At 42.8% G+C, this 25633-nt stretch carries 20 protein-coding genes and 1 pseudogene; 16 read left to right on the top strand and 5 right to left on the bottom strand.

Annotation, left to right across the window (positions count from 1 at the left end; translation table 11 throughout):
• Positions 1–5: 5 nt before the first annotated feature.
• From HUX74_RS20115 to HUX74_RS20090, 6 genes are all read left to right on the top strand, one after another.
• Positions 6–1907: a RagB/SusD family nutrient uptake outer membrane protein gene (locus tag HUX74_RS20115; RefSeq protein ID WP_005824124.1), complete on the top strand. Its 1902-nt coding sequence runs from the start codon at positions 6–8 to the stop codon at positions 1905–1907.
• A 16-nt stretch (positions 1908–1923) separates the two neighbouring features.
• Positions 1924–2616, top strand: a complete 693-nt coding sequence (locus HUX74_RS20110) for a DUF3823 domain-containing protein (protein ID WP_174647300.1) — start codon at positions 1924–1926, stop codon at positions 2614–2616.
• Position 2617: 1 nt separating this feature from the next.
• Entirely contained in the window at positions 2618–4060 is a 1443-nt protein-coding gene (locus tag HUX74_RS20105) for a glycoside hydrolase family 125 protein (RefSeq protein ID WP_008665704.1), read from the top strand.
• A complete protein-coding gene (locus tag HUX74_RS20100) occupies positions 4057–4863 on the top strand; it encodes a DUF5040 domain-containing protein (protein WP_005824118.1) in 807 nt (268 codons plus the stop codon). The genes HUX74_RS20105 and HUX74_RS20100 overlap by 4 nt, the downstream gene beginning before the upstream one ends.
• 4 nt (positions 4864–4867) lie before the next feature.
• The gene (locus HUX74_RS20095) at positions 4868–7123 is read left to right on the top strand and encodes a GH92 family glycosyl hydrolase (protein ID WP_005824115.1); all 2256 of its coding nucleotides are present in this window, start codon (positions 4868–4870) and stop codon (positions 7121–7123) included.
• A gap of 1685 nt (positions 7124–8808) precedes the next feature.
• A complete protein-coding gene (locus HUX74_RS20090) occupies positions 8809–9087 on the top strand; it encodes a hypothetical protein (RefSeq protein WP_174647299.1) in 279 nt (92 codons plus the stop codon).
• A gap of 373 nt (positions 9088–9460) precedes the next feature.
• Here the strand turns inward: HUX74_RS20090 and HUX74_RS20085 are convergent, their stop codons facing one another.
• The 3 genes from HUX74_RS20085 to HUX74_RS20075 all read right to left on the bottom strand — a co-directional run bounded on the left by HUX74_RS20085 (position 9461) and on the right by HUX74_RS20075 (position 13918).
• A complete protein-coding gene (locus tag HUX74_RS20085; RefSeq protein WP_174647298.1) occupies positions 9461–9664 on the bottom strand; it encodes a hypothetical protein in 204 nt (67 codons plus the stop codon).
• A 184-nt stretch (positions 9665–9848) separates the two neighbouring features.
• Positions 9849–10871: a BT4734/BF3469 family protein gene (locus tag HUX74_RS20080; RefSeq protein WP_174647297.1), complete on the bottom strand. Its 1023-nt coding sequence runs from the start codon at positions 10869–10871 to the stop codon at positions 9849–9851.
• 2291 nt (positions 10872–13162) lie between these two features.
• Entirely contained in the window at positions 13163–13918 is a 756-nt protein-coding gene (locus HUX74_RS20075) for a response regulator transcription factor (RefSeq protein ID WP_117879189.1), read from the bottom strand.
• A 125-nt stretch (positions 13919–14043) separates the two neighbouring features.
• On the opposite strand from HUX74_RS20075, the gene HUX74_RS21125 reads away from it, so the two are divergent.
• The 3 genes and pseudogenes from HUX74_RS21125 to HUX74_RS20060 all read left to right on the top strand — a co-directional run bounded on the left by HUX74_RS21125 (position 14044) and on the right by HUX74_RS20060 (position 15241).
• Positions 14044–14295: a maltose acetyltransferase domain-containing protein gene (locus HUX74_RS21125; RefSeq protein WP_174647362.1), complete on the top strand. Its 252-nt coding sequence runs from the start codon at positions 14044–14046 to the stop codon at positions 14293–14295.
• Positions 14296–14430: 135 nt separating this feature from the next.
• A pseudogene (locus HUX74_RS21120) lies at positions 14431–14562 on the top strand (sugar O-acetyltransferase); the annotation flags it as partial.
• A gap of 19 nt (positions 14563–14581) precedes the next feature.
• Complete coding sequence (locus HUX74_RS20060; RefSeq protein WP_117879191.1) at positions 14582–15241, top strand: DUF1349 domain-containing protein; 660 nt, start codon at positions 14582–14584, stop codon at positions 15239–15241.
• Positions 15242–15652: 411 nt separating this feature from the next.
• On the opposite strand, the gene HUX74_RS20055 is transcribed toward HUX74_RS20060, so the two are convergent.
• On the bottom strand, positions 15653–16897 hold the full coding sequence (locus HUX74_RS20055; RefSeq protein ID WP_254592905.1) for a BT4734/BF3469 family protein: 1245 nt from the start codon (positions 16895–16897) through the stop codon (positions 15653–15655).
• A 758-nt stretch (positions 16898–17655) separates the two neighbouring features.
• Positions 17656–18888, bottom strand: a complete 1233-nt coding sequence (locus tag HUX74_RS20050) for an AAA family ATPase (protein ID WP_174647296.1) — start codon at positions 18886–18888, stop codon at positions 17656–17658.
• A gap of 464 nt (positions 18889–19352) precedes the next feature.
• Between HUX74_RS20050 and HUX74_RS20045 the strand changes: the two genes are divergently transcribed.
• The 7 genes from HUX74_RS20045 (at position 19353) to HUX74_RS20015 (ending at position 25201) form a co-directional block, all read left to right on the top strand.
• Positions 19353–19691, top strand: a complete 339-nt coding sequence (locus HUX74_RS20045; protein WP_120387451.1) for a hypothetical protein — start codon at positions 19353–19355, stop codon at positions 19689–19691.
• Complete coding sequence (locus HUX74_RS20040; protein WP_174647295.1) at positions 19688–20122, top strand: hypothetical protein; 435 nt, start codon at positions 19688–19690, stop codon at positions 20120–20122. Before HUX74_RS20045 ends, HUX74_RS20040 begins: the two co-directional genes overlap by 4 nt.
• A gap of 5 nt (positions 20123–20127) precedes the next feature.
• Positions 20128–20841 (top strand): hypothetical protein, encoded by a 714-nt coding sequence (locus HUX74_RS20035; protein WP_174647294.1) that lies wholly within the window; start codon positions 20128–20130, stop codon positions 20839–20841.
• 42 nt (positions 20842–20883) lie between these two features.
• The gene (locus HUX74_RS21115; RefSeq protein ID WP_174647293.1) at positions 20884–23457 is read left to right on the top strand and encodes a BACON domain-containing protein; all 2574 of its coding nucleotides are present in this window, start codon (positions 20884–20886) and stop codon (positions 23455–23457) included.
• A gap of 125 nt (positions 23458–23582) precedes the next feature.
• On the top strand, positions 23583–23999 hold the full coding sequence (locus tag HUX74_RS20025; protein WP_254592903.1) for a hypothetical protein: 417 nt from the start codon (positions 23583–23585) through the stop codon (positions 23997–23999).
• A gap of 279 nt (positions 24000–24278) precedes the next feature.
• A complete protein-coding gene (locus HUX74_RS20020) occupies positions 24279–24755 on the top strand; it encodes a hypothetical protein (protein ID WP_174647292.1) in 477 nt (158 codons plus the stop codon).
• A 266-nt stretch (positions 24756–25021) separates the two neighbouring features.
• Positions 25022–25201, top strand: coding sequence for a hypothetical protein (locus HUX74_RS20015; RefSeq protein WP_174647291.1), 180 nt, complete (start codon positions 25022–25024; stop codon positions 25199–25201).
• Positions 25202–25633: the final 432 nt, after the last annotated feature.

The raw sequence follows: 25633 nt of genomic DNA, 5'->3' as shown, positions 1-25633 counted from the left end.
TACGTATGAAAAAGATGTTAAATTTTAAATATGTAATTGTGGGGTTCTTGCTCGTGTTATGTGGAGCTTGTTCTGATTTTCTGGATTTAGAACCAAAAAATAAAATACCGGGTGAAAGTGTCTTGTCGGATCCCAATGGTATCAAGTCGTTTCTAGCTGATCTCTATTATGGTTCACCGATTGAAGATTTTGTATATATGCCTGCTGCCGGATTTAACGCCAGAGGGAATACTGGTTCTTTGACGTTGGCGCAATATGCGCTGGAAGCCATCCATTCGGAATGGCCCAACTGGAACCAATTTGCCAATGACTGGTGGAATAAGGGGTATTTTTTGAACAGAAATATCAATCTGCTGATGACGTATATTCCCAATTTGGATATTTCAGTAGAGGAAAAGGATGCGTTGATGGGGGAAGCCCATTTCTTAAGGGCGTATACTTATTTTGGTTTGGCGAAGCGTTATGGGGGGGTATCCATCATTACGAAGTATCAGGAGTTTGAGCCGAATACGGATAACTTGAAGGTACCTCGTAGCACAGAAAAAGAAACGTGGGATTTTGTGATGGAGGAATGTGACAGGGCGATTCGTCTGTTGCCGGAAACCAGAAACAATCCGAGTGAAGAGAAGCGCAGGGCGACGAAGTGGACGGCGTATGCTCTGAAGTCAAGGGCAGCATTACATGCAGCTTCTGTAGCTAAATATTGGGACAAGGCTCCGTTGGAAGGGGAAGCGGTGGATAAGAATTTTGTTGGTTTGGACAAGTCAGATGCCAGCCGTTATTATCAGGCTTGCATAGATGCTTCTAAAGCTATCATCGCTTCCAATAGGTTTGGGTTGTATAAGGCGCATCCAGGTAGTGTGCAAGAAGCGATTGCTAACTACAGAGCGCTTTTCACAGATCCGAATGTGGCTGGTGAAGAGGCTATTTTTATCAAAGGCTATGGAGCTCCGGGTACTCGGATTGCACATGATTATGATGCCTGGAACAATCCGAATCAGAATGCGGAAGGATTCCCTCACAGAGGTAGAACCAATCCAATTCTTGAGTTGATTGACTTGTATGAGGATTATACCAATCCGGGGCATGCTGCTCCGATCATCACTACGGAAGATGGAAAGGTGAGCGATAATGAAGGCTATCGTCCGTATGTTGCTTATCGCCATTTTGATTCGCCGGAGGAAATCTTCAAGCATAAGGATGCCCGCTTTTTTGCTTGCATCACGTATCCGAACAGTGTGTGGAAAGGGAAGAAGATTGTAATCCAGGGGGGGGTGATTAAACCGAATGGTGACTTGATGAGTTCACCGGGTGCTTGTGAACATAATGGTAAGACGTATTATACATTCGGTGCTCAATTCTCGAAGGATTATTCGGGGTTTGACGGTACACCGAACTGTACGCGTACGGGGTTCTTGATGCGCAAATTCTTAAATGAGAACCTGACCGTGACCAAGGAGTTGCAGTCGACTACCGACTTTATGGATTTCAGATACGCCGAAATCTTGCTGAACTTTGCGGAAGCGGTTGTTGAAAAGGGTGAAACGGATGGTAATTTGCTGGATATGGCCAAGAAGGGACTGAATGACTTGCGTAAGAGAGCAGCTCATACTACAGAGGTTGACTTGACTCTTGATAATGTGTTGCGCGAAAGGAGAATTGAGTTGGCTTTTGAAAATAAGGGTTACTGGGATTTGATTAGACGCAGGGATTTCCATTCGGAATTCGATAACCGCCGTAAAATGGCGTTGGTGCCTATGATTGATTTACGAGGGGAAAAGCCTCAGTATATTTTTGTGCGTAAGTTTGTACCGGGTGCAAACTCTTGTACTTTCCAAACGCATCATTATTACAGACATATTCCTGGAACTTCTACCAATGGTTTAACTCAGAATCCAAAACACTAATTTAACAATAGCAACTATGAAACGTAACATTAAAAATATGGCTTTCGCTTTGCTGACATTGTTTGCAGTCACTTCCTGCGACTTGTTGGAAATAGACAACTATGATGGTCCGAATGCTACCATTGAAGGCAAAATCTTAGACATTGAAACTGGCGAACTGGTTGAACAGGATATTATTGACGGGGCACAAATCGAATTTATCGAACATGGGTTTGAGAATCCTGAAACGCAATACATGGTAATTAAGAACAATGGTACGTATCGAAACAACGTGATGTTTGCAGGTTCGTATACGATGAGTCTGATGCGTGGTAACTTTGTGTCTGTCAAAGATCAAGAAGTTGTGGTGAAAGGTAATACGGTATATGACTTCAGAGTGCAGCCTTACATCCGTATTAAAAATGCTTCCATTCAAAAAAATGGTAGCAAGGTTGTGGCTAAGTTCCGTATAGAAAAGACGGTTGACCAAGAGGTGGCGGAAGTGGCTCTTTACGGTCACCGTGAACCGAATGTTGGCGAACCACTCAAGGAGTTTGTGGTAAAGCAAGGTGTGGATAACTCGTACCTTGGCAATGAGTTTACATTGGAATTGGACTTAAAACATGAAAATATAAAATCCGGCACGCAATATTACTTTAGAATTGGCGCAAGAATTAACATTGGCGGTGCGAAATTCAATTACGTTCCTGCAGTAAGACTAGCTTTGTAAGATGAAGAGACAATTACTCACTATAGGCTCTTTATGGGTCTGTTCTCTACTTTTTGCACATCCTTGTTCTTCGGGACAAGAAATGCAATGGATCGATCATGTTGAAATGTATACGTCTAAACGTCCACCGGTGGAAAAAAGACTTTTCCGGTCAGAAGTCGTCGAACGGGTTATTGAGGAGACGGTCACTCTACTGAAAAATGAGAAGCTCAAATGGATGTTTGCCAACTGTTTTCCCAACACATTGGACACGACGGTGTTTTATGAATCGGAACCGGAGGACGACACTTTTGTGGTAACGGGGGATATTCCGGCAATGTGGCTTAGGGATTCTTCCGCCCAGGTGTGGCCTTATCTGATGTACGCCAATGAGGACGAGCGGTTGAGGAAAATGATTCGGGGGGTGATTCTACGACAGTTCAGATTAGTTCTGCTGGATCCGTATGCGAATGCGTTCTACCGTGATCTCTCTGGAAAAGGGGAGTGGCAAAATGACAGGACACCAATGAGAGGGGGAATTCACGAAAGAAAGTGGGAAATCGACTCGCTGTGTTATGTTGTTCGTCTGGCTTATCATTATTGGAAAGTAACCGGTGATGACAGCGTTTTTACAGCGGAATGGATGCAGGTGGTTGAATCTATCCTGACAGTTTTCAAAGACCAGCAACGGAAGGAGAATCGGGGTAATTATTCGTTTTTACGTGTGACGGACCGGCAGTATGACACGTTATCCAACGATGGATATGGAAATCCGGTCCGTGCCAACGGACTGATTGCCTCTTCTTTTCGCCCTTCGGATGACGCGACTGTTTATCCGTTCCTGATTCCTTCCAACTTTTTTGCTGTGACCAGCTTGCGTCAGATGGAGGAGATTCTATTGAAGGTGAACAAAAACAAAGCAATGGCTCGTGCGTGCAATGTGTTGTATATGGAAGTGGGCGAAGCGTTGAAAAAACATGCCATACACAAGCATCCTACCTATGGAAAGATTTATGCTTTTGAAGTGGACGGATACGGCAATCAGCTCTGCATGGATGATGCTAATATTCCCAGTCTGCTGGCTTTGCCCTACATCTGCGATGTGAAGCCCTCGGATAGGATTTATCAGAATACGCGAAAATATCTGTTGAGTCTGGACAATCCGTATTTTTTCAAGGGCAAATATGCCGAAGGCATCGGTGGCCCTCACATAGGAATGGACATGGTGTGGCCCATGAGCATAATCATACGTGCCATGACGTCGGAGAACGATGAGGAAATCAAATTGTGCGTTGCCATGCTGTTGGCTACGGATGCTAATACAGGCTTTATGCATGAGTCTTTTCACAAAGATCAGCCTGAAAAGTTCACACGTTCGTGGTTTGCCTGGCAAAATTCCTTGTTTGGTGAATTGGTTCTTAAGATTATTAGAGACGGAAAGTTACATCTTTTAAATGAATTATGATGAAAAGGATTTATATTATAATACTACTCCTATACTGCTGGGTCTCGTTTTTACCGGCACAGGATATATGTTCTCCGGTACGAGAAGGTTATTTATCAATGTCTGATGAGAAGAAGAAGCTGACCGTTCTCTTGTCAGGCGCTTCTTTTGCATCCGTGGATAACGGTTGGTTTGAGTTGGGGTGTGAGGCGTTGCGTGCGAAGGGAATCAACCGGGCCATCGGAGGAGAAGCCATTGCGGATGTGGCGAACCGAATGTCACGTGGCGATTTGTATTCCCGTGAGGAATTGGACGAGGTGGATGTCTTCGTGATTATGCAGGTACACAACCGGGATGTGTATGCCCCGAATGAGCTGAAAAAGGACTATCACGAATATGCCTTGCCTTTTACCCGTGGCAACTATGCGGCCGCTTTTGATTATGTAATCAAGAAATACATATCCGATTGTTATCAACTTCAATTTGACAAAGGTTCGAAGTATTACGGTGTGAAAGGGGGGAAGCCGGCTGTGATTCTGCTTTGTACCCATTGGCACGATGCACGCGTGGTGTATAATGAATCTATCAGGAAACTCTCCGACAAATGGGGCTTTCCACTGGTAAAATTTGATGAACAGATTGGCTTTTCAAAGACCGTTGAGCATCCAGAAACACACCGACAAACGAGCACTCTCTTTGCCGATGACACAGAGTGTATTGATGGGGTTGAGTATGGATGGCATCCCAACCGGGGTAAAGACTGTTATATTCAAAACCGTATGGCTGCTGTTTTTGTAGCCCAAATACAATCCTTAGTTCTGTAAGAAAATGAAACATTTATACTTTTTGTGTGTTGTGTTTGTTTTTTTATTCGCAGGGTACGCCCTCTCTCAGGGATCAAATAAAGAACATAACTTGACTCCCGTTGACTATGTCAACCCTTATATGGGCAACATCAGCCATTTACTAGTACCCACTTATCCTACGATTCATTTGCCCAACAGCATGTTGCGTGTATATCCCGAACGGAGTGATTATACAGGTAGTCAATTACATGGATTGCCGCTCATCATTACCAGCCATCGGGGCACTTCGGCCTTTAACCTTAGTCCTTGCCAAGGAGAGCCGTTACAGCCGGTCGTAAACTATAGCTATGACCATGAGAACGTCAAGCCCTACTATTACGAAGTGTTTTTGGATGAAGAACAAATTGAGGTCAAGTATGCGCCTTCACGTCAATCGGCTTTATACCAACTCCGCTTTACCCAAACGGACAAACCGGCTTATCTCATTGTGAATTCCCGGCACGGAAAAGTTCAGGTAGCGGAAAACCATATCAGTGGTTACCAGCATTTGGATAACAACACTCGAGTCTATCTGTATTTGGAAACTGAGCAGATGCCAGTACAATCAGACATGCTGGTGGATGGGAAATTGAGCCGTACGACGACTGCAGAAGGTCACAATGCGTGTGCGGTGTTGGCCTTTGCAAAACAAACTGAGTATGTGCGTGTAAGATACGGTATTTCATTTATCAGTGAAGAACAAGCTCGCAAAAACATGGAACGTGAATTGTCCGGTTATGATGTGGTGGCACTGGCTGATAAAGGGCGGAATATCTGGAATGCTTCCTTGGGCAAGATAGACGTTAAGGGAGGAGATACTGACAGTAAGCGGGTATTTTATACTTCTTTGTACAGGGTATTTGAACGCCCAGTCTGTATCAGCGAAGACGGGCGCTATTTCAGCGCGTTCGATCATCGGGTACATAATGATTATGGTTTGCCTTTCTATACAGATGATTGGATATGGGACACATATCGTGCAGCCCATCCATTACGTGTACTTATCGATCAAAATACGGAGTTGGACATCATTCGGTCCTATTTGCGTATGGCAGAACAGATGGGAACGATGTGGATGCCTACTTTCCCGGAAATTACAGGAGATTCTCGACGAATGAATTCTAATCATGGAGTGGCTACGATTGCAGATGCGGCTGCCAAAGGAATCAAGTTTGATTTAACCAAAGCATACAATGTGTGCAAACGTGCTATTGAAGAGAAGACATTGGCTCCTTGGTCAGCAGCAACCTGTGGCTGGATTGATCTGTTTTATAAAGAAAAGGGGTATATCCCTGCTTTGCAGCCTGATGAAAAGGAAACTGATCCGAATGTACATTCCTTCGAAAAACGTCAATCTGTAGCCGTGACACTCGGAACGGCGTATGACGAATGGTGTCTGTCACGCATCGCTGAAATGCTAAATAAGGATGAAGAAGCTGCCTACTATCGTTGTCGTTCGTTTAATTATCGCCATATTTACAACAAGGAAACGTGCTTTTTCCATCCAAAGGATAAAAATGGCAAGTGGATTAGCCCATTTGATTACCGCTTTTCTGGTGGTCAGGGTGCCCGTGAGTATTATGGAGAAAATAATGGTTGGGTGTATCGTTGGGATGTGCCGCATAATATTGCCGACCTTATTGAACTGATGAATGGCAAGGAACAGTTTGTTGCCAATTTGGATCAGATGTTCAATGAGTCTTTGGGAAAAAGTAAATTTGATTTCTATTCTCAATTACCCGATCATACTGGCAATGTGGGACAATTCTCCATGGCGAATGAGCCGTCTCTGCATATTCCTTATCTTTATTGTTATGCTGGTCAGCCTTGGAAAACTCAGAAGCGTATCCGCCAGTTGTTAAAGATGTGGTTTCGCAATGATTTGATGGGCATTCCTGGGGATGAAGATGGAGGGGGCATGTCAGCCTTTGTTGTCTTTTCTTCTCTCGGTTTTTATCCTGTCACTCCGGGACTGCCTATTTATACCATTGGCAGTCCGATGTTCAGTGAGGTCCGTATCAAGTTACATAACAACAAGTTTTTCACAATTATAGCAGAGGGGGTGTCAGATGAAAATAAATACATCCAGTCGGCCACTCTCAATGGCAAAGAATTGAATCATGCCTGGTTTGCACATGAGGATTTGATAAATGAAGGTGTATTGATCTTGAAAATGGGAAACAGACAAAATAAGATGTGGGGTATCGATTGTCCACCACCCTCTCATGGGCTGAAATAAAGAAGTTGTAAATTATATCAACGACTATCCCAGTTCTGATTTTAATTTTACTATTGGTCAAGGTTGGGTTTATGTTTATTTATGACTGATTCCAATCAAGATTTATACATAGTGGTATGAGTTTGGGTTAAGAATATATGGGTATAAGCCAATAAAATTTTGGTAGCCATGTCATAGTCTCTAATTTTCAATATCTTGCTGAATTAATTCCATAAAATTGGCTGTCCATCTGCTGGATTGAAATTTAAATCGAAGTTGACCTCAGACTTGACTGCAAAAGTATAATAAGCACTCATCGCAGGAATAGGCTCATCAGAAAGTTATGAATATTATGGTGGCTGGTCTGGACAAGTTATGCAACTATTTTCTGTATATTATTGAGAATTTCAATGGTACTTTGTTCCGCAATATCGGTTTATCATAAAGTAGAATCAAACGTTGCTTCATGTTTGAATAAAGGCTTGTAACAATATAAACTTCATCATTGAAAAGTTTTCCAAGAAGTAATTGTGAGCTATATTCTTACACTTTGGCAAAAATACAGATAATACACATGACTCTCAAGGACAAACCGATAAAAATATATATCCTGCCGCCGTTTCCTCTCCCCCCACACACAACTTGAATATCTTCACTCCGTTTTCTATTATGTAGCCAAAGGAGGTATTAGTGGGGAAAATGTACGGCGGCGGTGGATATATCCTGATTTAGTATTATCTTTGTGCCATCGAAATGCTCTCTCTTTATACAATAGAACTACTGTCGATATGCCTTGTCCGGTGATGGATGGGGCATATTGTTTCTTGTACCGTGCCATGATGGAAATTCAAACAATAATTATTAACTTTACGCTCAACATGTAACTACACATAACATAGTAAATTCATCTCCCGTCTGGTCAGTTATGATAGGACGGGAGCTTTTTGTATGATTTCATTTGTATATCTCATCTGAATATCCTAACTTTCAGACATAGATTTAGAAGTTGTATCCAAGGGCAGTCAGAGCCGGTATTTGTTTTTTCAAGAGGATAAATCATCATGATAAGCTGTTTCATTTTTGCTGACTGTCCTTATGTATTGTACGTATCCATTAGTTTTTCATCTCAATATATGGATACAATGTGTTTGAGTAGTATTTCATGCCCGTTCTGCCAGTGATGACAGGACGGGTACTTGCTTATCTCATCCGGCTGCCTTATCTTTGAGGAAATTTGATCAATAAACGTTTTGATTTTTAGCTAACGATGAAACACAGCCCGGAATATTATTGGTCCGTAAGGATATTCGCTAGTTTCAAATCGGACTGTCTTTCTCGCTCTATAAAAAACAAAAAGCCTTCCAGAATATGACGGCACTACCGGGAAGAGATGTAACCGTAACCATTATGCACCATTATCAGGAAGGCTTGAATGGATAGAACGGAAAACGAGGGGTGAATGTTCTTCTGATATCAAAGGGCAGTGAATTAAAAGTGTCTTGGGTTATCGGGAAGAGAGTCTGTAATATCATTCCCGTAGACTCAAGGCACATCCCTAAATTGCCCTAGAAAAAAGAAGAGAAGTTACTTTTTTTACTCTTATTGTAACGATGGCTCTTCCCGGCTTCCTCAGGTCTTTTTATTGTGGAGAGTTGTTCTGTAGAATAATTTGTTATCTTTGTAACTTTCATTTTCAATATTGTATCATGGATGACAGACAACATTTTATTGACTATACATCCTTTATTCCTGCTATAGGCGTTTTCGTATTGATAAGAATGGCCAACGACCAGCTTGTTACCATGGTGGCTTCCCATGTGCTTTGTGGAGTACTTTTTTGTACACTGGTCAGCCGGATACTGCGGGTGGACCATATTGATGTGGTTTTGCTTTGGCTGGGCGGGATTTTGCTCTGGCTATGGTATTGGTTCCGGTTGGAGTCAGGCCGGGCTGTGATGGAGGCTGTAGAAATGGTGGTCGGATAAGCCTTTTTACATCCTTGGGTAAATTATGCGGAAAGTCATACGGGAATCGTTTTATCCCGGGTTATGACTATATACGAAAATACATTGTCAAGAGAGACCCTATTATATGACCAGTGAAGGCAAATGCCACTTTTTAGCAAATGCCTCATGGTTTACAGACATACCGGAGCAGGACAAGGGGTATGCTACGGTCTCGAGAGTTTTTCCGCGCTCTTCATATTGGCTAACCGGATATCGGAAAACTCCCGAAAAAGATTGGGATATTAACTGTATTATACCATCTTTCCGGTTGTCATGCCTGCTTCTCTTCTTCTCTGGTTCGTGCAGGGACTATATGAAAGTCGGCTCAGTGATGACAGGATTTCCTTCCTTGCTACAGCAATAGTTCCCATAATTTCCTTTTCATTGTTTCCGCACTCTCAGATATGGTATAGTACAGCATTATCGAATTTTTACCACCTCCGACAAGCAGTACTCTTGAGGTGTCATCCGTCAGGCTTTCAATACTGACTATATGGTTGACATTGACAAGGACGTTCCCTTTCTCAATGGTCTTGAGCTCTACGAATTTCTTCATGTCTTTGTGTTTTGAAGTATAGATCCAATTTCAACAGTTATGGCAATAATACGTTACAAAAATACAAAATATCCTGGAAACATGTTGATTCTTATAGTATATTTCTTATACTCTCGAGAATAAAAAATAAGAGATAAGCCATCATAGACTTATCTCTTGTACACTACATACACTACCTTGCCTTTTACTGAAACGGCGTATTCTCCCTCAGTTTCTGATTCCTGTACACCACTCCCTGTTCCTTCCTTGAATACAGTTCCATCCTTGAGACACCAAAATTCTTCCGGTTCGCATTATAGTTGTTGATTACCATTCCCGTTATATCATCCTCAGAGATACCATGCCTGCCGAACGTACCGATAAGATAGTCAAGTGCTGCATCATACAAGACACCGTACCGACACAACCATCTTGCCCGTGAGAGGATGGATTTATGTCTGTTACCGTCCTCATAACTGTCCGGATACTCTCTTCTCCATTTCCTGTCCACGTAGTTAATAAGCGTACTATCCTTCCATAACCTCTGAAAGCAAGTGCTCTCCTCTATCTCTTCCGGCGTATGGATAAAACAACCGTCTGAACCACTATGATTATAACTCTTCGCAGCAGGTTCAGGAATGGATGGGTCATATTCAAAGTGGTAAGGAAGCAACGTATCTTTCCCCGGTTTTACATAGACATTAGGATCATAACTCAGGAAGAACGTGCGGCTTAGATTATGACAACTCTTATCGAATTCATCAGTCCTCGGATATAACCTTTGCTTCACCTGCCGGAAAAGATTGTAATGATGCTCCGGGTTGGTGTTGTCGTGAACCATAGCCGCCTTCACGCTTTTATTACCCGGGGAGAACCATACTGCGTAAAGATGGAGAGGATTGGCATATTGAATGAGTCTTTCCTTGAATTCTCCTGCCGCCTCATGTGACCCGAAATCGTCAAAGTCAAGCACAAGGATATTGGAATACTGGCGCAGGCTGGTCGGGTCATCGTTCCTATAGTCGAATATTCCGGAAGGTGCTATCATGGGGAGTCTGTGTTTCTCTTCCTTGTAAGCCTTCTCTGTCGTCTGCGCCCTCACCATATCCGTTTGTATAGAGAGTTTGGGATTGGATGCTATAAGTTCAAGGATGTGGTCGAAGTTATAATAAATTTTACTCCTTGAATCACCCGAATTAAAGTAGTAGCTTATGTTTTTGTTTATCATATTATTGGATTTTAGATTGTTATTTGCTTTATTGTATCGTGAACCTTCCAGAGAGACCGGACCCGGCTTTTCTTTGGGAGAAAGCCGGTCCTCTCAGTATCTTCGTCTCTCAGGAAGAACCACTATTTTTCAGTAAAGGAGCTATGGAAACGGTTGATGAAAGATTGAAGAAGAGAGGCTACTTCGTACCCTGCCAGAGTGGAGAGAGAAGAATTTATTTTATTTTTCTTCTTCTCACTTTTGTAGACTGCAAAGCCGGTCTACTCTTCTATATCCTCATTTAGTCATTATTTCACCTGTATTTTTCTACTTCTCTCTATATATTTAGTATGTACATCAAAAAAGTCCGGGTAACAATTTTTTCTTATTAGCCATCTTCCATAAATCAAAAAATAAAAAGAAGAGCTTCCCATCCTATTACAGACAGAAAGCCCTCCAACACAACAACTAAAATCTTGTTAATCAAAAGTACTGTGTCTAAAGAATCTCACAATTCCATGGCAAAAATAACGATAATGCACATGATTTTCAAAAATAAACTGATAATATATATCACTCCGCCGGTTTTATTCCCCCACAACTTGAATATCCATCACTCCGTTTTCTATTATGGAGCTAAAGGAGAGATATCAGTGGGGGAAAATGTACGGCGGCGGTGGATATGTCCGGATTTCATATTATCTTTGTGCCATCAAAATACTCTTTCTACATAACAATAGAACTACTGCCGATATGCCTTGTCCGTTGATGGATGGGGCATATTGTTTTTTGTACCGTAGCATAATGGAAATTCCGACAATAATCATTACTTTTGTCTGTATGATCCATATCCGTTTTTATAAAGGAGGTGGATAGTCATATTGTTTCACCATGAGCGTATGGAAATTATACACACAAATCTCTTTCTCTCGTCTGGTCAGTGATGATGGGATGATTTTGTATGATTTCACTTGCATATCTCATCTGAATGTTCTAATTTTATAGGCAACAGTCATTGATAGAATTTATATCCAAGGGTGGTCCGGGTTGGTGTTTTTCCGTGAGGATGAATGTTCAATGTGTATGTTTTATATTAACAGACTGCCCTTATGTATTGTATCCATTAGTTTTTCATCTCAATATATGGATACGACGTTTTGTTTTAGTAATGTCTCACGCCCGTTCTGCCAGTGATGGTCGGACGGGTATTTGTATGTTTTATCCGGTTGCCTTATCTTTGCGGATATTGTAAGGTAATTAGACTGAAGACAGCCTGAAGAATCTTATTGTCTGTGAAGATAGCGTCTATATTGGGGTTAGGCTGTCTTTCTCACTCTACAAAAAATAAGAGTCTTCCGGAAAACATGAACACTATTGATAAAAGATGTAACCATAGCCATTATACACCATTATCCGGAAGGCTTGGATGAATAGCACAGAAACCATGTGGTGAATGTTCCGAAAAGTTCTCCATTGCCGATATCAATCCACATTTGACGTACCATTCCATGAACCAGACTTGTCTTTTTTGTATGTTATAACCTTAAATAATTTTTGCAATAGCTCAGTCTATTTAATATATGGATTTGAATAATTATACTATTTTGCAAAAATAATAGATATAGATCGGATAAATGCGTGGGGTGTTGCCATTCGATTAGGAAACACTGCATCACTCATTTTGAAGACATGGCCGCTTCTCTTTTCTGTGAAGAACGGAGGAGTTTGTTTGTTTTGTTTGATTCCCATTTCCCAAGCCAAGAGAGGTAGGGAATGGGATTTTTAATTTGCATATTTCACCATAATCCCAGATTGAGCCCGTTTTTCTCACTCTACAAAAAATAAAAAGCCTTCCGGAATACAGCGAACACTACCGATAAGAGATATATAACCGGAACTAGACTCTACAGATTAACACCATTATCCGGAAGGCTTGGATGGATAGAACAGAAAACGAGAGTAAATGTTCCGGGCAATGAATCAAGTGCCTCTGATTATCGGGAAGTGAGTATAGATTTTATTCCCGGAAATTAAAGGCACATCTCTGAATTGCCTATAAAGATGTCGCAAATTGAACTGTGTCAGCGAAAGAAACGAATGAATTATCAACTTCGCCAACATATTTTAGACTTTCATCAGTTTGAATTAACCGATTGAAGAATAACTTTTAGCGAATTATTTGAGAAGTAGTGGTAACGAGTTAGCAACCGTGCGAATTTCAGCAATTTGCAGTACTATACCGTCCAATTACTCATTTTCGACACAAAAAATGATTTCTTTTAAAACACAAATTCTGTTCGTTGAATCTTTCCTTATATTAACTTTAAACCTTTTGCTACCCGGCAGGCTTCAATGGAGTTTTTCACTTGGAGTTTGCCTAAAATTTCCTGTCTATGCCGACTAACTGTATTTATGCTGATAGAAAGTGTCTCGGCTATTTTCTTACTTGCCATCCCTTTGTCTATGAGGTTCAATACCTGCTTTTCTCTGACAGACAGAATTCTTGTGCTGTCCTGTTTGCCAATTTCTGTCATTTGACCGTTGGTAGAATTGATTATCAGACATCTGGCTGGAATATCAAACAGTAAAGGAGTGTAAAGGCATAAAGCCAGCCACAGCGTATCGTTAGAAGGGGCAGAAACATAGAACATTCGATGCAATACTGGCATATAATTATTTGTGCCGTTCTTCATGCGAAGTTTGCTTATCAAATAATAATCGGTGCGTTTCCTCTTGGGCTGGCGTTTGACGAAATGGAAAAAACACAATTCTTGTAAGTGCTTCCCTGCCAAATCGTCGGGATGAATGAGCTTGAATATCTCTTTTTCCCAAATGGAAGACACCTTATCCTCGTCCCCACATTTGTCTATTTCCAGCATTCGGGAAAAACTACCATAATAAATGTAACTTATATTGGTACGCATATCACTCAATACGGCTACCGCACTTTCCATCCGTGCATAGTTGCGGGCTATACCCTTATACTTGTCCAGCAACTCGGAGTATGGTTGCTCTTCCGCAAAATTTTGTGTGAAAAACTCTTTGTTCAATATGTCAATAGTATCCATGACCAGAAATAAAAATGGTTATTTATAATCATTGTGCAATATATAACAATACCTTACCTTTGCAAAAGTAAATAAAACAAATGGTTATTTATGATAAGTGAGAGGAAAAGTGCCGGCAAGGAAAACTGTACGATGCCAATAATGATGCGGAATTAATAGCCGAAAGGCAGGCATGCAAGGCACTGTGCCATGAATATAATCATCTACTGCCATCGGAAAGGAAACGCAGGGAAAGGATTATCGTCAGTTTATTCGGAAAAACGGGGTATAGTTTCCTGATAGAACAGCCGTTCTTCTGTGATTATGGTTATAATATAGAGATTGGCGAAAATTTTTATGCCAATGTGATGTGTCATTCTGGACGGGGTAAAGGTTAAGTTTGGTGATAATGTGTTCATTGCTCCAGGTTGCGGGTTTTATGCCGCCGGACATCCTTTTGATGTGGAGCAAAGAAATCGTGGACTTGAATATGCACGACCGATTAGCATAGGTAATAATGTACAGATAGAAGCGTATGTCTCATCTTGCCGGGAGTTACGATAGGCGACAACTGTGTCATCGGTGCAGGAAGTGTGGTAAATAGAGATATTCCGACAGGAACATTGGCAGTCGGGAATCCTTGCCGTGTTATTCGAAATTTATAACATTAACAATATATTGAAAATGAAAAAATTACTATTGAGTGGAATGATGATTGCCATTTCATTTACTTGCATGGCGCAATCATTGGAGAAGATGCAGTGGTTCAATGAACCTGAGCAATGGAAAATTGAGGATAATTCGCTTTCGATGCATGTTACTTCCCAAACAGATTATTGGCGTATATCCCACTATGGATTTACCGTGGATGATGCCCCGTTCCTATACACACTGCGTGGAGGGGAATTTGAAGTAAAGGTAAAAATATCGGGTGATTACAAAACCCGTTTCGACCAGTCGGGACTGATGTTGCGTATTGACCATGAGAATTACATCAAAACCGGAATTGAGTTCGTGGATGGGAAATATAATCTCAGCACTGTCGTAACCCATCACACGAGCGACTGGAGTATTATACCGTTGGACAAGCCCGTGCCGTTTGTATGGATTAAGGCGGTACGTCGGTTGGACGCCGTGGAAATTTTTTATTCTTTCGATGATAGGGAATACACGATGATGCGCAATGCTTGGCTACAAGACAATCATCCCGTCATGGTAGGGGTAATGGGAGCTTGCCCTGACGGTAACGGCTTCAAAGCAAAATTTGAAAATTTCTCAATTAGGCATTTACCGGATTTGAGAAGAGTACAATGGTTGGAGAAAAATAAGTCTGAAAATAATTGATTTTTTCATATAAAGAACGGTTTGTAATATTTTTACGGGCCGTTCTTCTTTTGGAAAAACGATGAGATGTGATATTTCCAGCTTGTCCCCTTTGCTGGTGCATGGGTTGTCACATGTTCTGTATCTTGTCTTGCAGAACCTCGACAGCTTCCTCATGCATAGCTACTTCCCGATGCAGAGTGGCGTTCTTACCCTCCAATAGATTGATCCTATTACCGGCAGAAAGGGAACTGGTACTCTCGGCTATGTTAGTGGGGTGTCGTGGCTGCTGCCAATTTCCATATCTCTGATTATCGGGAAGTGGGTTTTGGTTTTATTCCCGAAACTTAAAGGCGCATCTCCGAATTGCTCATAAAAAAATAAAAAAGAAGAGACAAGCCTTAATCCGGCTCATCCCTTCCATTATTCTGTCTACCTTCCGCATATCACATCATACACGGAGTAGCCTTTCGCATAATCATCTATCCCAGGCTCGAACTCCTTCCACCATTCCCAGACATACAGACCATAACCTTTCCATTGCAGCGTCTCTATCTCTTCTTTCCACTGATAAGACCATTGATTCCTAAGACGCGGACAGACCAGGATACGTAAATACCCCGGAATACCTGTCATCAAATCTCCCGACAATACCTTTCCGCCCGTTGAGAACCATTGGAAACCCGGAAAAAGCCCCGTCATCCCTTCAGCCACGCCATCATCATCCACTATCACAATCCTCATGTCCGGGCGGTATTCCATTGTCGGATTTGGAAGATGATAAAATGAAGGGATATTTTTTACCTTGGAGAACAACGCCTTCAGTCTTTCATCCGCCCCTTCTCTTCTCAGCGTCTTACTCCCGAACCTTTTATTCCTGTATGCATTGCCGACCGTATACCTGATCTCACCGGGCGTAAAGTCGGAGGAGGCGTAAGGGAGAAGGATGTCAAGTGCCTCGTCTCTCCCGATACCGTATTCACAGAGATTGCAGGCCGTATCATAGACATACCCGTTACGGTTGCCTCTCCTGAATCCCCCTTCCGTCCATGAGAGTATGATCCTGAGCCTCTCGTCCATATCGGTTATCGGGGCTGTGTAGTTGGCTGTATCCGGATTTATGGCCATCTCCTCTTTTACCTCAACCGGTTTGTCCCATACAAGTGCTCCAGGGTTGAGATGGAGGTCAGGATCGTAGGTGACGTTCGTATATCTTGCCACATCCTGGGCTCTTCTATCCTCATCCACGCCAAAATCCTCCGCTATGGCCTTGTAATAGAGTTTATGGCTTTCAGCGTCAAGACTGTCCGGAACCTTGACCAGCACTTTGAGCCCTTTTCCAGATATTGAGAGGAAGACCGAGTATACATAAGGGTTCTTCGTCAGCCGTTCCTTCTCCGAAAATACGTCCCCGTCCAGATGGTCTATGTCGATGGCCATGATACCGCTATGCCTTATCAGCCTCTCTTTCCCGCGTCTCTCGAATATGCCTGAGAATGAAAATCCGGGAGCGTCGAATTTAGCCCGGTCCATTTCCTCCCCGGTCCTGGCGTTCCTGACCTTGTCCGCATATTCCCTGTATTTCCCTTCCTTAATCAGACGGAGGGCATAATCCACACTCATCCTTTTTGCCGGAAGTGTATTGCTCTTGCTTGTATAAAAATCTATATCGTTCATTGCTACTCGTTTTTAAGTTGTTGATGTGTGGAGGCGTTCGCTGTTTGGGAAGCGAACACCCCACCAAGATGTATATTAATTAACTGATTGATGTTTACCACTGATTACGGGTGTTTACCAGTGTTTAGGGGTGTTTACGGGTGTTCACGGTGTTTATGAGTGTTCACGGTGTTTACTGGTGATCACTAGTGTTTAGGGTGTTTACTAGTGTTTAGGGTGTAAATAAATGAACACCACTATATATTTTTTCTTCTTTTGGGTCATTCTCCAGTCTTACTTATGTGATATTATCCTTTATAATAGTAGTCAGCAATAGGGTATGAAAAGGAATAACCCAAAGAAAAGAGAGAGAATGATGTTTTTTCTTTCTTTTGGGTCATTTCCTATTGATATACCATATATATAGGCTATATATGGGATAATAATAATGAATAACCCAAAAAAAGAAGGAAAAATGAATATAAGTGTTCATTCATTTATATAGTGAACATAGGTAAACAGTGTAAACAGCAGTGAACACCTTAAACACTCCTAAACACCTTAAACAGTAGTAAACAGTGTAAACGGTAGTAAACACCTTAAACAGTAGTAAACAGTGTAAACAGTAGTGAACACCTTAAACACTCCTAAACACCTTAAACACTCCTAAACACCTTAAACAGTAGTAAACATCAGAAATCAACAGCAGATAATATACAATGTGAAGGATTGGCCCTCAAAAGCCAATCCCTTCACTTCACTTTTAACTATTCTTACATTCATTCCTTCCCGTCAACATCCATCCCTTTCAGCCTTTTTCCGATAGTGGCAGGTGAGAGGTTCAGTTTCTCAGCTATCTTCCTGTTCGACATACCCTGCTCATGTAATTTCCTGATCTGCTCAAGCTGCATATTGTCCGCATCCCTCAACAGGTCACACTCCCTGGCTGTCTGGATAGGGGTTGAGGTTTCCATTCCGGTCTGGTGAAGCTGTGCGGGCTGTATGAAACGGAGCATGGTAGGGTCGAGCGTCTTGTCAATCACATAAGGTATCACATGGTTCCCGTCCCATACTATCCTGCCGTTCCTGCTCTTGAGCTGCTTCACGTATCTGCCCGTCGAGGGATTGCTGCTGTCCGTTCCTATGGCGAAGACCGACTGAACGAAGTTGGTGAGCATGCTTGAGCCCAGGCAGTGGTTTATGTCAAGGGGTGTGGACGGCTGGATCTTCGGGGTATGGTTGACTACAAGGATAGAGTAACCCTCCTTCGCCCAGTTACAGAACTCCTGGCAGATCGGTTTCACATCCTCGGCCTTCATCCCCCCGTTGTTGACAAGAAAGGTGAGGTTGTCAAGGAGCAGCACCCTCGCGTTCACCTTTGCCATCATCCTCCTTATCAACGGCAGGAACCTGCCCGAATCATAGAGGCCGTCTCCGATCATGCTTAAATCCGGGCGGTGGAGATTATCGGGCCAAACATGCAGTTCACCGTCCCTTGAGGTATATCTCTCCTGGAACTGCTTCATGGAGAGTTCAAGGTCGAGATAGAGCACCGTTTTTCCCAGCTCCCCACTTATATGTTCCGCTATCTGGACCGCATAAAGGCTCTTGCCCGTATTTGTCCGCCCGAAAAGGATGCCAAACTCGTTCTCGAACCACAGGGCGTTACCATTCCCGTCACCTCCCCATAATATCTCCGGTACGGGTTTCCGTTGCTCTTCCATCATCATACTGTTTAAGGATTGTCCCATTATAAAGTCAAGTTCGTCCGCTCCGTCTGCCTGTTGTGTATCCCTGGGTGTGGATGCAGGTGTTGCAGGTGCCGTGTATCCATCCTCCCTCTCCGTATGCCATTCTTTTCCATTGCCGAAGGGGTTGAATTCCGGCACTTCTATGGGTGGCACGACAAGAGGTATGTACGGCAATGGATTTTCCGCATCATTCCAGCATTTCTCAAGACTGGCATTGACGGAAGCGATAGTTTTTTCATCAGGTTCTAATTTTTCAGTCATTATTTTATTACAGTTTTTAGTTGTACATTAATTTAACATTCACACGTATAAGAATCTCCAGCTTTCAGACCGCCATTCTGATACCAATGAAGAAAGGATGACAAAACCGGCCACTGTCCCGCCATCCCTCCATGACTGAAAACTGAAAATAACTTGTACACAGATTAGGGCATGACTGGAAATGGCGCGCGTTTTTCATATTTGGAGCGCTATTATATATATAAGGTATAATTGCCCAACGTCCAGCATCCTCCCAAAGCCTTATTACCGAAGAAACAAATACTCACAATGAAGGGCGCCGAAACAAATACCTGAATATAAATTGCCATAGCCGGGAAAAGGCAAAGGGAATTACCGGGGAAATAGACGGCGCTCTTCTTATTTTTTTTCTCTTCCAAATCGCTAAAACACCATTCACAGCCTGCCAGAACCTAATAACTGAATAATAAAATAGCATAAACCCTATGTTTAAAGAGTTCATAAATCAGCTATTGGGACTTGAGCGGGAGCCTATTCCCAATCGTCAGGATACTTTTACCGCACCTGATGTCACCGAAAAAGCGGTATCATCCGAACCTATCTCTGAAAAATACCAAAGAGACATAGAAGCGCTCCGACAGAAATATGGAGACGCTTTTAAAACCGGTCTCTGTATTAATCTTACACTTCAAGAGGCTTTATCAATCATGCATAGAGAAAGGAGACGTATTGACTCCTATTCCGGTCTTGTCTCTTATCTGAAAAAGGAATGGAATATCACACTAACAATCACATCACAAAAAACTAAATCTAAATCATTATGAAAAACTATTTTATAGCAAACGGAGAGGTGCTCAATACAAATATGGGCATTGAAGAAATGGAATCACGGGTACAGGAATCATTAGACGAGAACACTTCCGGAATGGCACAGTTCCGGGTCAAGAAGCTGAGTGAGAAGGAAGTCCGTTTCTTCTTTGTCAGGGATTTCCTCTGCGACCCCGATAAACGTATTATCTACGATGCGGATATGGCGCTCATCACAGGCCTGGGAATAGGCGCCTTCCAACTACAGGCTGTAGGAGGATACCCGATGATACATCCCTTGAATTTTGCTGGGAAGAATTTCTACACGGATATAACGGCGTTCATCAGGTTCTATAAATTCCAACTGTTTGAAGAGATGGGGCAGCTGGTGGAGCATATCGGCCTGAGAACTTATTCGGACAGGATTTTAATGCAGATAATCTTCTAATCCTTATGAATGTCTTGGTAGCATGTGAGGAAAGTCAGGCCGTATGTCTGGCTTTCAGAAGATTGGGTCATAATGCTTTTAGTTGTGACCTTCAAGAGTGTAGCGGTGGACATCCGGAGTATCATTTCAAGGGGGATATGTTTGATGTAATCGCCAATCGTGGCGGAACTTTGGAGAACGGTACCAAACACTTCCTTGACGGTAACTGGGATCTGGTCATAGCCCATCCTCCCTGTACTTTTCTTGCTGTCTCGGGTGCAAGATGGTATTATCACCCCGACGATAAGAACCTTCCAACAGAACAGAGAAGACCCCATCCGAAGTTCCCCGACAGAGCCAAAGACCGTGAAGATGCAGTCCAGTTCTTTATGGATGTTTCAATGGTTGGAGTGAGTAGACTGGCTATAGAAAATCCGGTGGGCATTATGAGCAGTCGGTGGAGAAAACCTGACCAGATTATAGAGCCTTGGATGTTCGGTCATGAAGCAAGCAAGAAGACCTGTCTATGGTTGAAAAACCTACCTCTCTTGGTACCGACAAATATAGTCGGGAAAGGTGAGATCTATACTGCAAAGAGTGGTAACAAATCTCCTAAATGGTTCACTGACATATTCTTCTCGGGCGTGTCGGCTGAGGAGAGGAGAAAACTGAGAAGCAAGACCTTTCCCGGAATAGCGGATGCGATGGCTCTCCAGTGGGGAGGAAAAATGGCGGTATAATTACACTATAATGTATGGATCAAAACAAGAACAAATAACAAGATGGCACAATATTTCAGAATAGCGACAAAGGACTTCTGCAACACACTCAAACCCGGCTCTTTCACGGGAGATACGATGATGTGTCCTACAAGAAGTCAGATTGAATCGGCCGGGTTGCATATAAAGAAGGGTTACACCTATGCGGCCGACCAGCTTGTTCCCGAAGACCATATCGAGCGTCTTGACTGGGAATATACTTTCTCCGTGACTCCTGCGGCAGCTACCATATCTGCGGCGGGAGGTTCACGGAAATTCACAGTGACCTCGTATAAGAGACAGTACAGTTACAGTAATGCGGGAAACCGTATCTATGTGGAAGGTTCACAGACAAATGTGGCCTACACTTCAACAAATACAGGCTCCGGAACATGGACTGCCGGGACTGATACGATTTCTTATAGTTCCAACCCTGGAGGGGCTACAAAAACAGGTACTATAACCTGGACACAATCAGAATCTTTCAATGGAGCTCCCAAGAAGACAGCGACAGCAACCCACAGACAAAATGCAGATACTATCAGTGGTTATGACAATCCGACTGTCAGCCTGTCTTATCCTGTTATTCCCGCTGCCGGTGGAACTGTCTCTCCAAGTTATAGTTACAGTCAAGTAGCCCATTGGGTATCTGGAAGAACTACAAATATTACATCGGGCGGATTTTTATCATTTAATAGAGTATCCGGAACAGCAACAATTAATGCTTCTAATGGACAGGCTAACGTAGGTTCTAAAGGTACAACATCCAGTAATCAGACAACGGTAGCGACAGCAGCATTGACAGTCAGTATAAATGGTAAATCCGGTACCTCCGGACAAGCTGACGTGTATCAAGCTGCGAATAGAATTGAAAATACGTCATGGAATTCCTGGAGTGTTACCGTTAGTGCCGATAAAACAAGTTTCCCCAAAGAAGGAGGATCAACTACTGTAAGAGGCAGTGCAGACAGGTCGGGAACACACTATTGGACTTCCGGCGCTACATCGGGGGCATCAGATACGGGAGTTCCCAGTTACACTCTTAGCAATACCTCAGGATTCTCAATATCACCGTCTTCAGGATATACAGCTACCTTGACTGTCAGCACTAATAATGGTTCAGCCAGGGAAACCAGAATAACAGCCTCTTATGGTGGAGCGTCCGATTATGTTGATGTATCTCAAGAAGTTGGCATACTTACAGATAGGGAATATGAATACAGGTATGATAATATATGCAGTATCAATATATCAAATACCGGTTGGTCCTGGAATGATACAGGTAAAAGGATTTTCTCCGTGGACTCCAGAAGAGGTACAGGCAGTAGATATCGCGATGGTACCAGTGATGATGGAGGTCAATCATGGACGTGGGGAAGTTGGAGCAGTTGGTCTGGCTATAGTTATACAAACATATCAGCTTCTACCAGTGTGACCGGTTCATTCTCAATCTCCGGATCAACCGTAGGACCTACTTCTAGTAATACTGGGGAATCTTCTAGAAGTGGTACCTTGAGTGCAAGTAATGCATATACCAGTGATTCTGTAACACTTACACAAGGTGCCAATGTAGATTATGACTATAGAATTTCAATATCTCCAGCTTCTTATAATTTCGGAGCTTCAGGAGGTTCCACGTCATTTACAGTAACTCCCCAGATAAGAGAGGGGTCTGGGAGTCCGATATCCTGGGGTGACTGGTATGATAGTTCTGAAGGAAGTTATTGTTTAAGTACAAGCCTACCATCAGGAATTACCGCGTCAAAGTCCGGTAATACAGTGTCTGTAAGTGCTACAGCCAATTCCAGTACAAGTAGCGGAAGGAAGGGTTCCTTCACTGTAACTCATAGTGGCGATGGTTCAAAATCTGCCGGTGCTACAGTGACTCAAGACAAAAAGGATGATATAACTACAAAAACTGAATATCAGTATGAATTTTCCGTAAGTCCTGCCTCATTAAGTTTTAGCGCAGACGGTGGAACGCAGTCTGTAACAGTTACTTCCAGGAGACGACCGGTTACATTGACTTATACCGATGGGAGTCTGACTGATGAAAGTGCAGGTTCCTGGTCTACCTGGTCAAGTTATTCCGGAAGAATAAGTAGTGGAGCAGGATTTTCTGTTTCAGGAACTTCTGTAACAGCAGGTGCAAATAGCAGTACGTCAAGTCGAGAGGGTAATTTGGAATTGACTCAAACACAGACATCTGATTATAATGGCTCTACTAGTAGTTATAAGTCAGATTCCTCCAGTTTAAACGTCCCCTTGGATCAGACGGGTGCAGATATCAAGTCCGTCAACTTCATACACCTGAGTTACAGCTGGCAAAGCAGGGATGGTGCCTATGACATTTACAGCGTATATGCCTCCGCCAGTTATAAAGTCACCTCCACTGTCATCGTGGAATGCAGGCTCACCTACGGTTCCTCCCTCGGGGCGGGTGCGGAGAACTACGCTTTCACGATATCCTCCGGAAGCACGACATCGTCAGCCCGGAAGTGCTATACCTTCACCGGGGATTATCCGGGAGTCATGCCGGGAACCGGCAGTGTCAGACCTTCAGAGGATGAAACCTACCGCTACTCCTTCCTGGAGTAGACTCTGTAGGAATCCGGCAGTAATACCGTCTCCTTATGTCGGTTAATAGCGGAGACGATGGCTGAACAATGGGGAGGTAAAATTATAGCAGCGTAGATAATAACAACAAACACAATGGGTTAACTATGAAAAGTACAATATATACCACTATCGGAGCGTCCAACCACTCTGATACAACAAGGGAAGAACATGATTTTTATGCTACATACCCCGAAGCCATAGACAGGTTATTCGAGGTTGAGAAGTTTCCTAATACCATATGGGAGCCGGCTTGTGGGATGGGGCACCTGTCTAAAAGGATGATAGAACTTGGCAAGGAGGTTTATTCCACTGACCTGATAAACCGGGGTTATGGTACCGGTGGCGTTGATTTCCTGAAAGCCACCGAAAACCCTTATGGAGCTGTCATTACCAACCCTCCTTATAAGATAGCCCTGGAATTTATAGAGAAAGCCCTGGATATATCGGATGAAGGAACCAAAGTAGCCATGTTCCTGAAGCTGACATTCCTGGAGGGAAAAAAACGTAAACCGTTCTTTTAGACCAATCCCCCGCTGAAAATCCACGTCTTTTCCTCCCGTGCCGTTGTAGCCAAAGGTGGAGATTTTACAGTAGCCCAGGCAAACGGGAATGCTATCGCCTATGCCTGGTTTGTCTGGGAAAAAGGTTATAAGGGAGATACTGTAGTGGATTGGATCAACTGAAATACGGCGTAGGGAAACGATACATTCCGGAACTGGCAAATATAACGGTTTTATGACGGAATGGTGTGTTCCCGCCGGATAATATAAATTTATTAATTCATTAAATAATAGAATTTTATGACAAAGAAAAGTGTAAATACCACTCAATATTTGGGTAAGAAAGTATTTATAGCAGGCAAGGTGTATGACCTGCAAGTAATGGACAAGGATGAGGTCGAGGCATCGGTGCAGGAGTATCTGGACAGTGCAATCGGTAAGGGCAGGGTCAGGTTCGAGCTGTGCACAATCGGAAATATGACCGCCATGTCCTTCCACCGGGGACTTGACTACAGTGCCTATAATGCTGACCCGGTGGAGGATATCATGGATGCCGATGCCTTCATGATGACTGCCCACGAATATGACGGTTTTATGATGCCCCATCCTTTCCCTGCACTTCCCGTTCCAGGATTCGGCTATCCCTATCATATAAGCCAGACCGATTTTCTGGACGCATACCGGAAGAGTGCCAGGATTTTAGGGGCAAGCAGAATAAAGAACGTTTCCCTGGATATAGATCCTCAGTCCATTGTACTGAGGGTGCAGGTTGGATAGGTAATGAAGGTATAAACGGATAATAAAACGAGGGTGAAATTGAGTGTTAGCCCCGATTAATATTAGAGTTTTTTCTTATAATTAAAGGAAGCCGCTGTACAGAAGTATGGCGACTCCTTTTATTTTTGTTTACAGAAGAGTTGGATAAATGTTTTTTGTCATCCATATGTCTGCCCTGCCACACTATGAAAAACAATGAAATCTTTTATTTGTTTGATAAACGCTTGAAAGGAATTATTCTTCTCGGGAAAAATAAAAGTAATACTATGGCTTCTACCGTTATTATAGAATATAGATTTGTTTATGGTTCTTCTGCCGAAACCGAGCACTATACATTCACCATATTCTCCGGAGGCATAGGCGCTCCGGCAAAAATGCTGTTACTTTTTTGGCAACTATCCGGAAACCATACCGGGCGTCAGCTGTGCCAGAACTTTAGGGAATGATGCCTACTGCTATTCCTTCTCAGCTGGGTTCTGTTATAATTTGGAGTTGATACAGCTGTTTTTTTGATGATAGGCAGGTTCGATGCTTAGGAGTGAAAATGAAAGACTGAATGACGTTTCCAGCCCTTTTTAATGAGCATAGAAGTCGTAGTACAAAGAATGTATTACGATTTCTTTTTTGCAGCATTCATGATCAGCCATACACTCACTACAATGCTATCGGAGTGGACTCAAAAAGTGGATATTCCATTTTCTCAACCGCATACATGAATATGACAATGAGCAACCTCACAACTTGAAAAAGCTGGGATTTCTTTAAAAATATAGAAGACATGCCAGAATATCATTGATAATGCCACCTTGAGGTGTTCCTTCAAGTGTCGGTTGTGGCAATCTGTTAAATACCACTCCGCTTTTTCAACCATTTCCTTA

This window comes from Bacteroides sp. Marseille-P8574 (assembly GCF_902825465.1).
GTDB lineage: Bacteria > Bacteroidota > Bacteroidia > Bacteroidales > Bacteroidaceae > Bacteroides > Bacteroides uniformis.
This window is presented reverse-complemented; position numbering and strand designations above follow the sequence as displayed.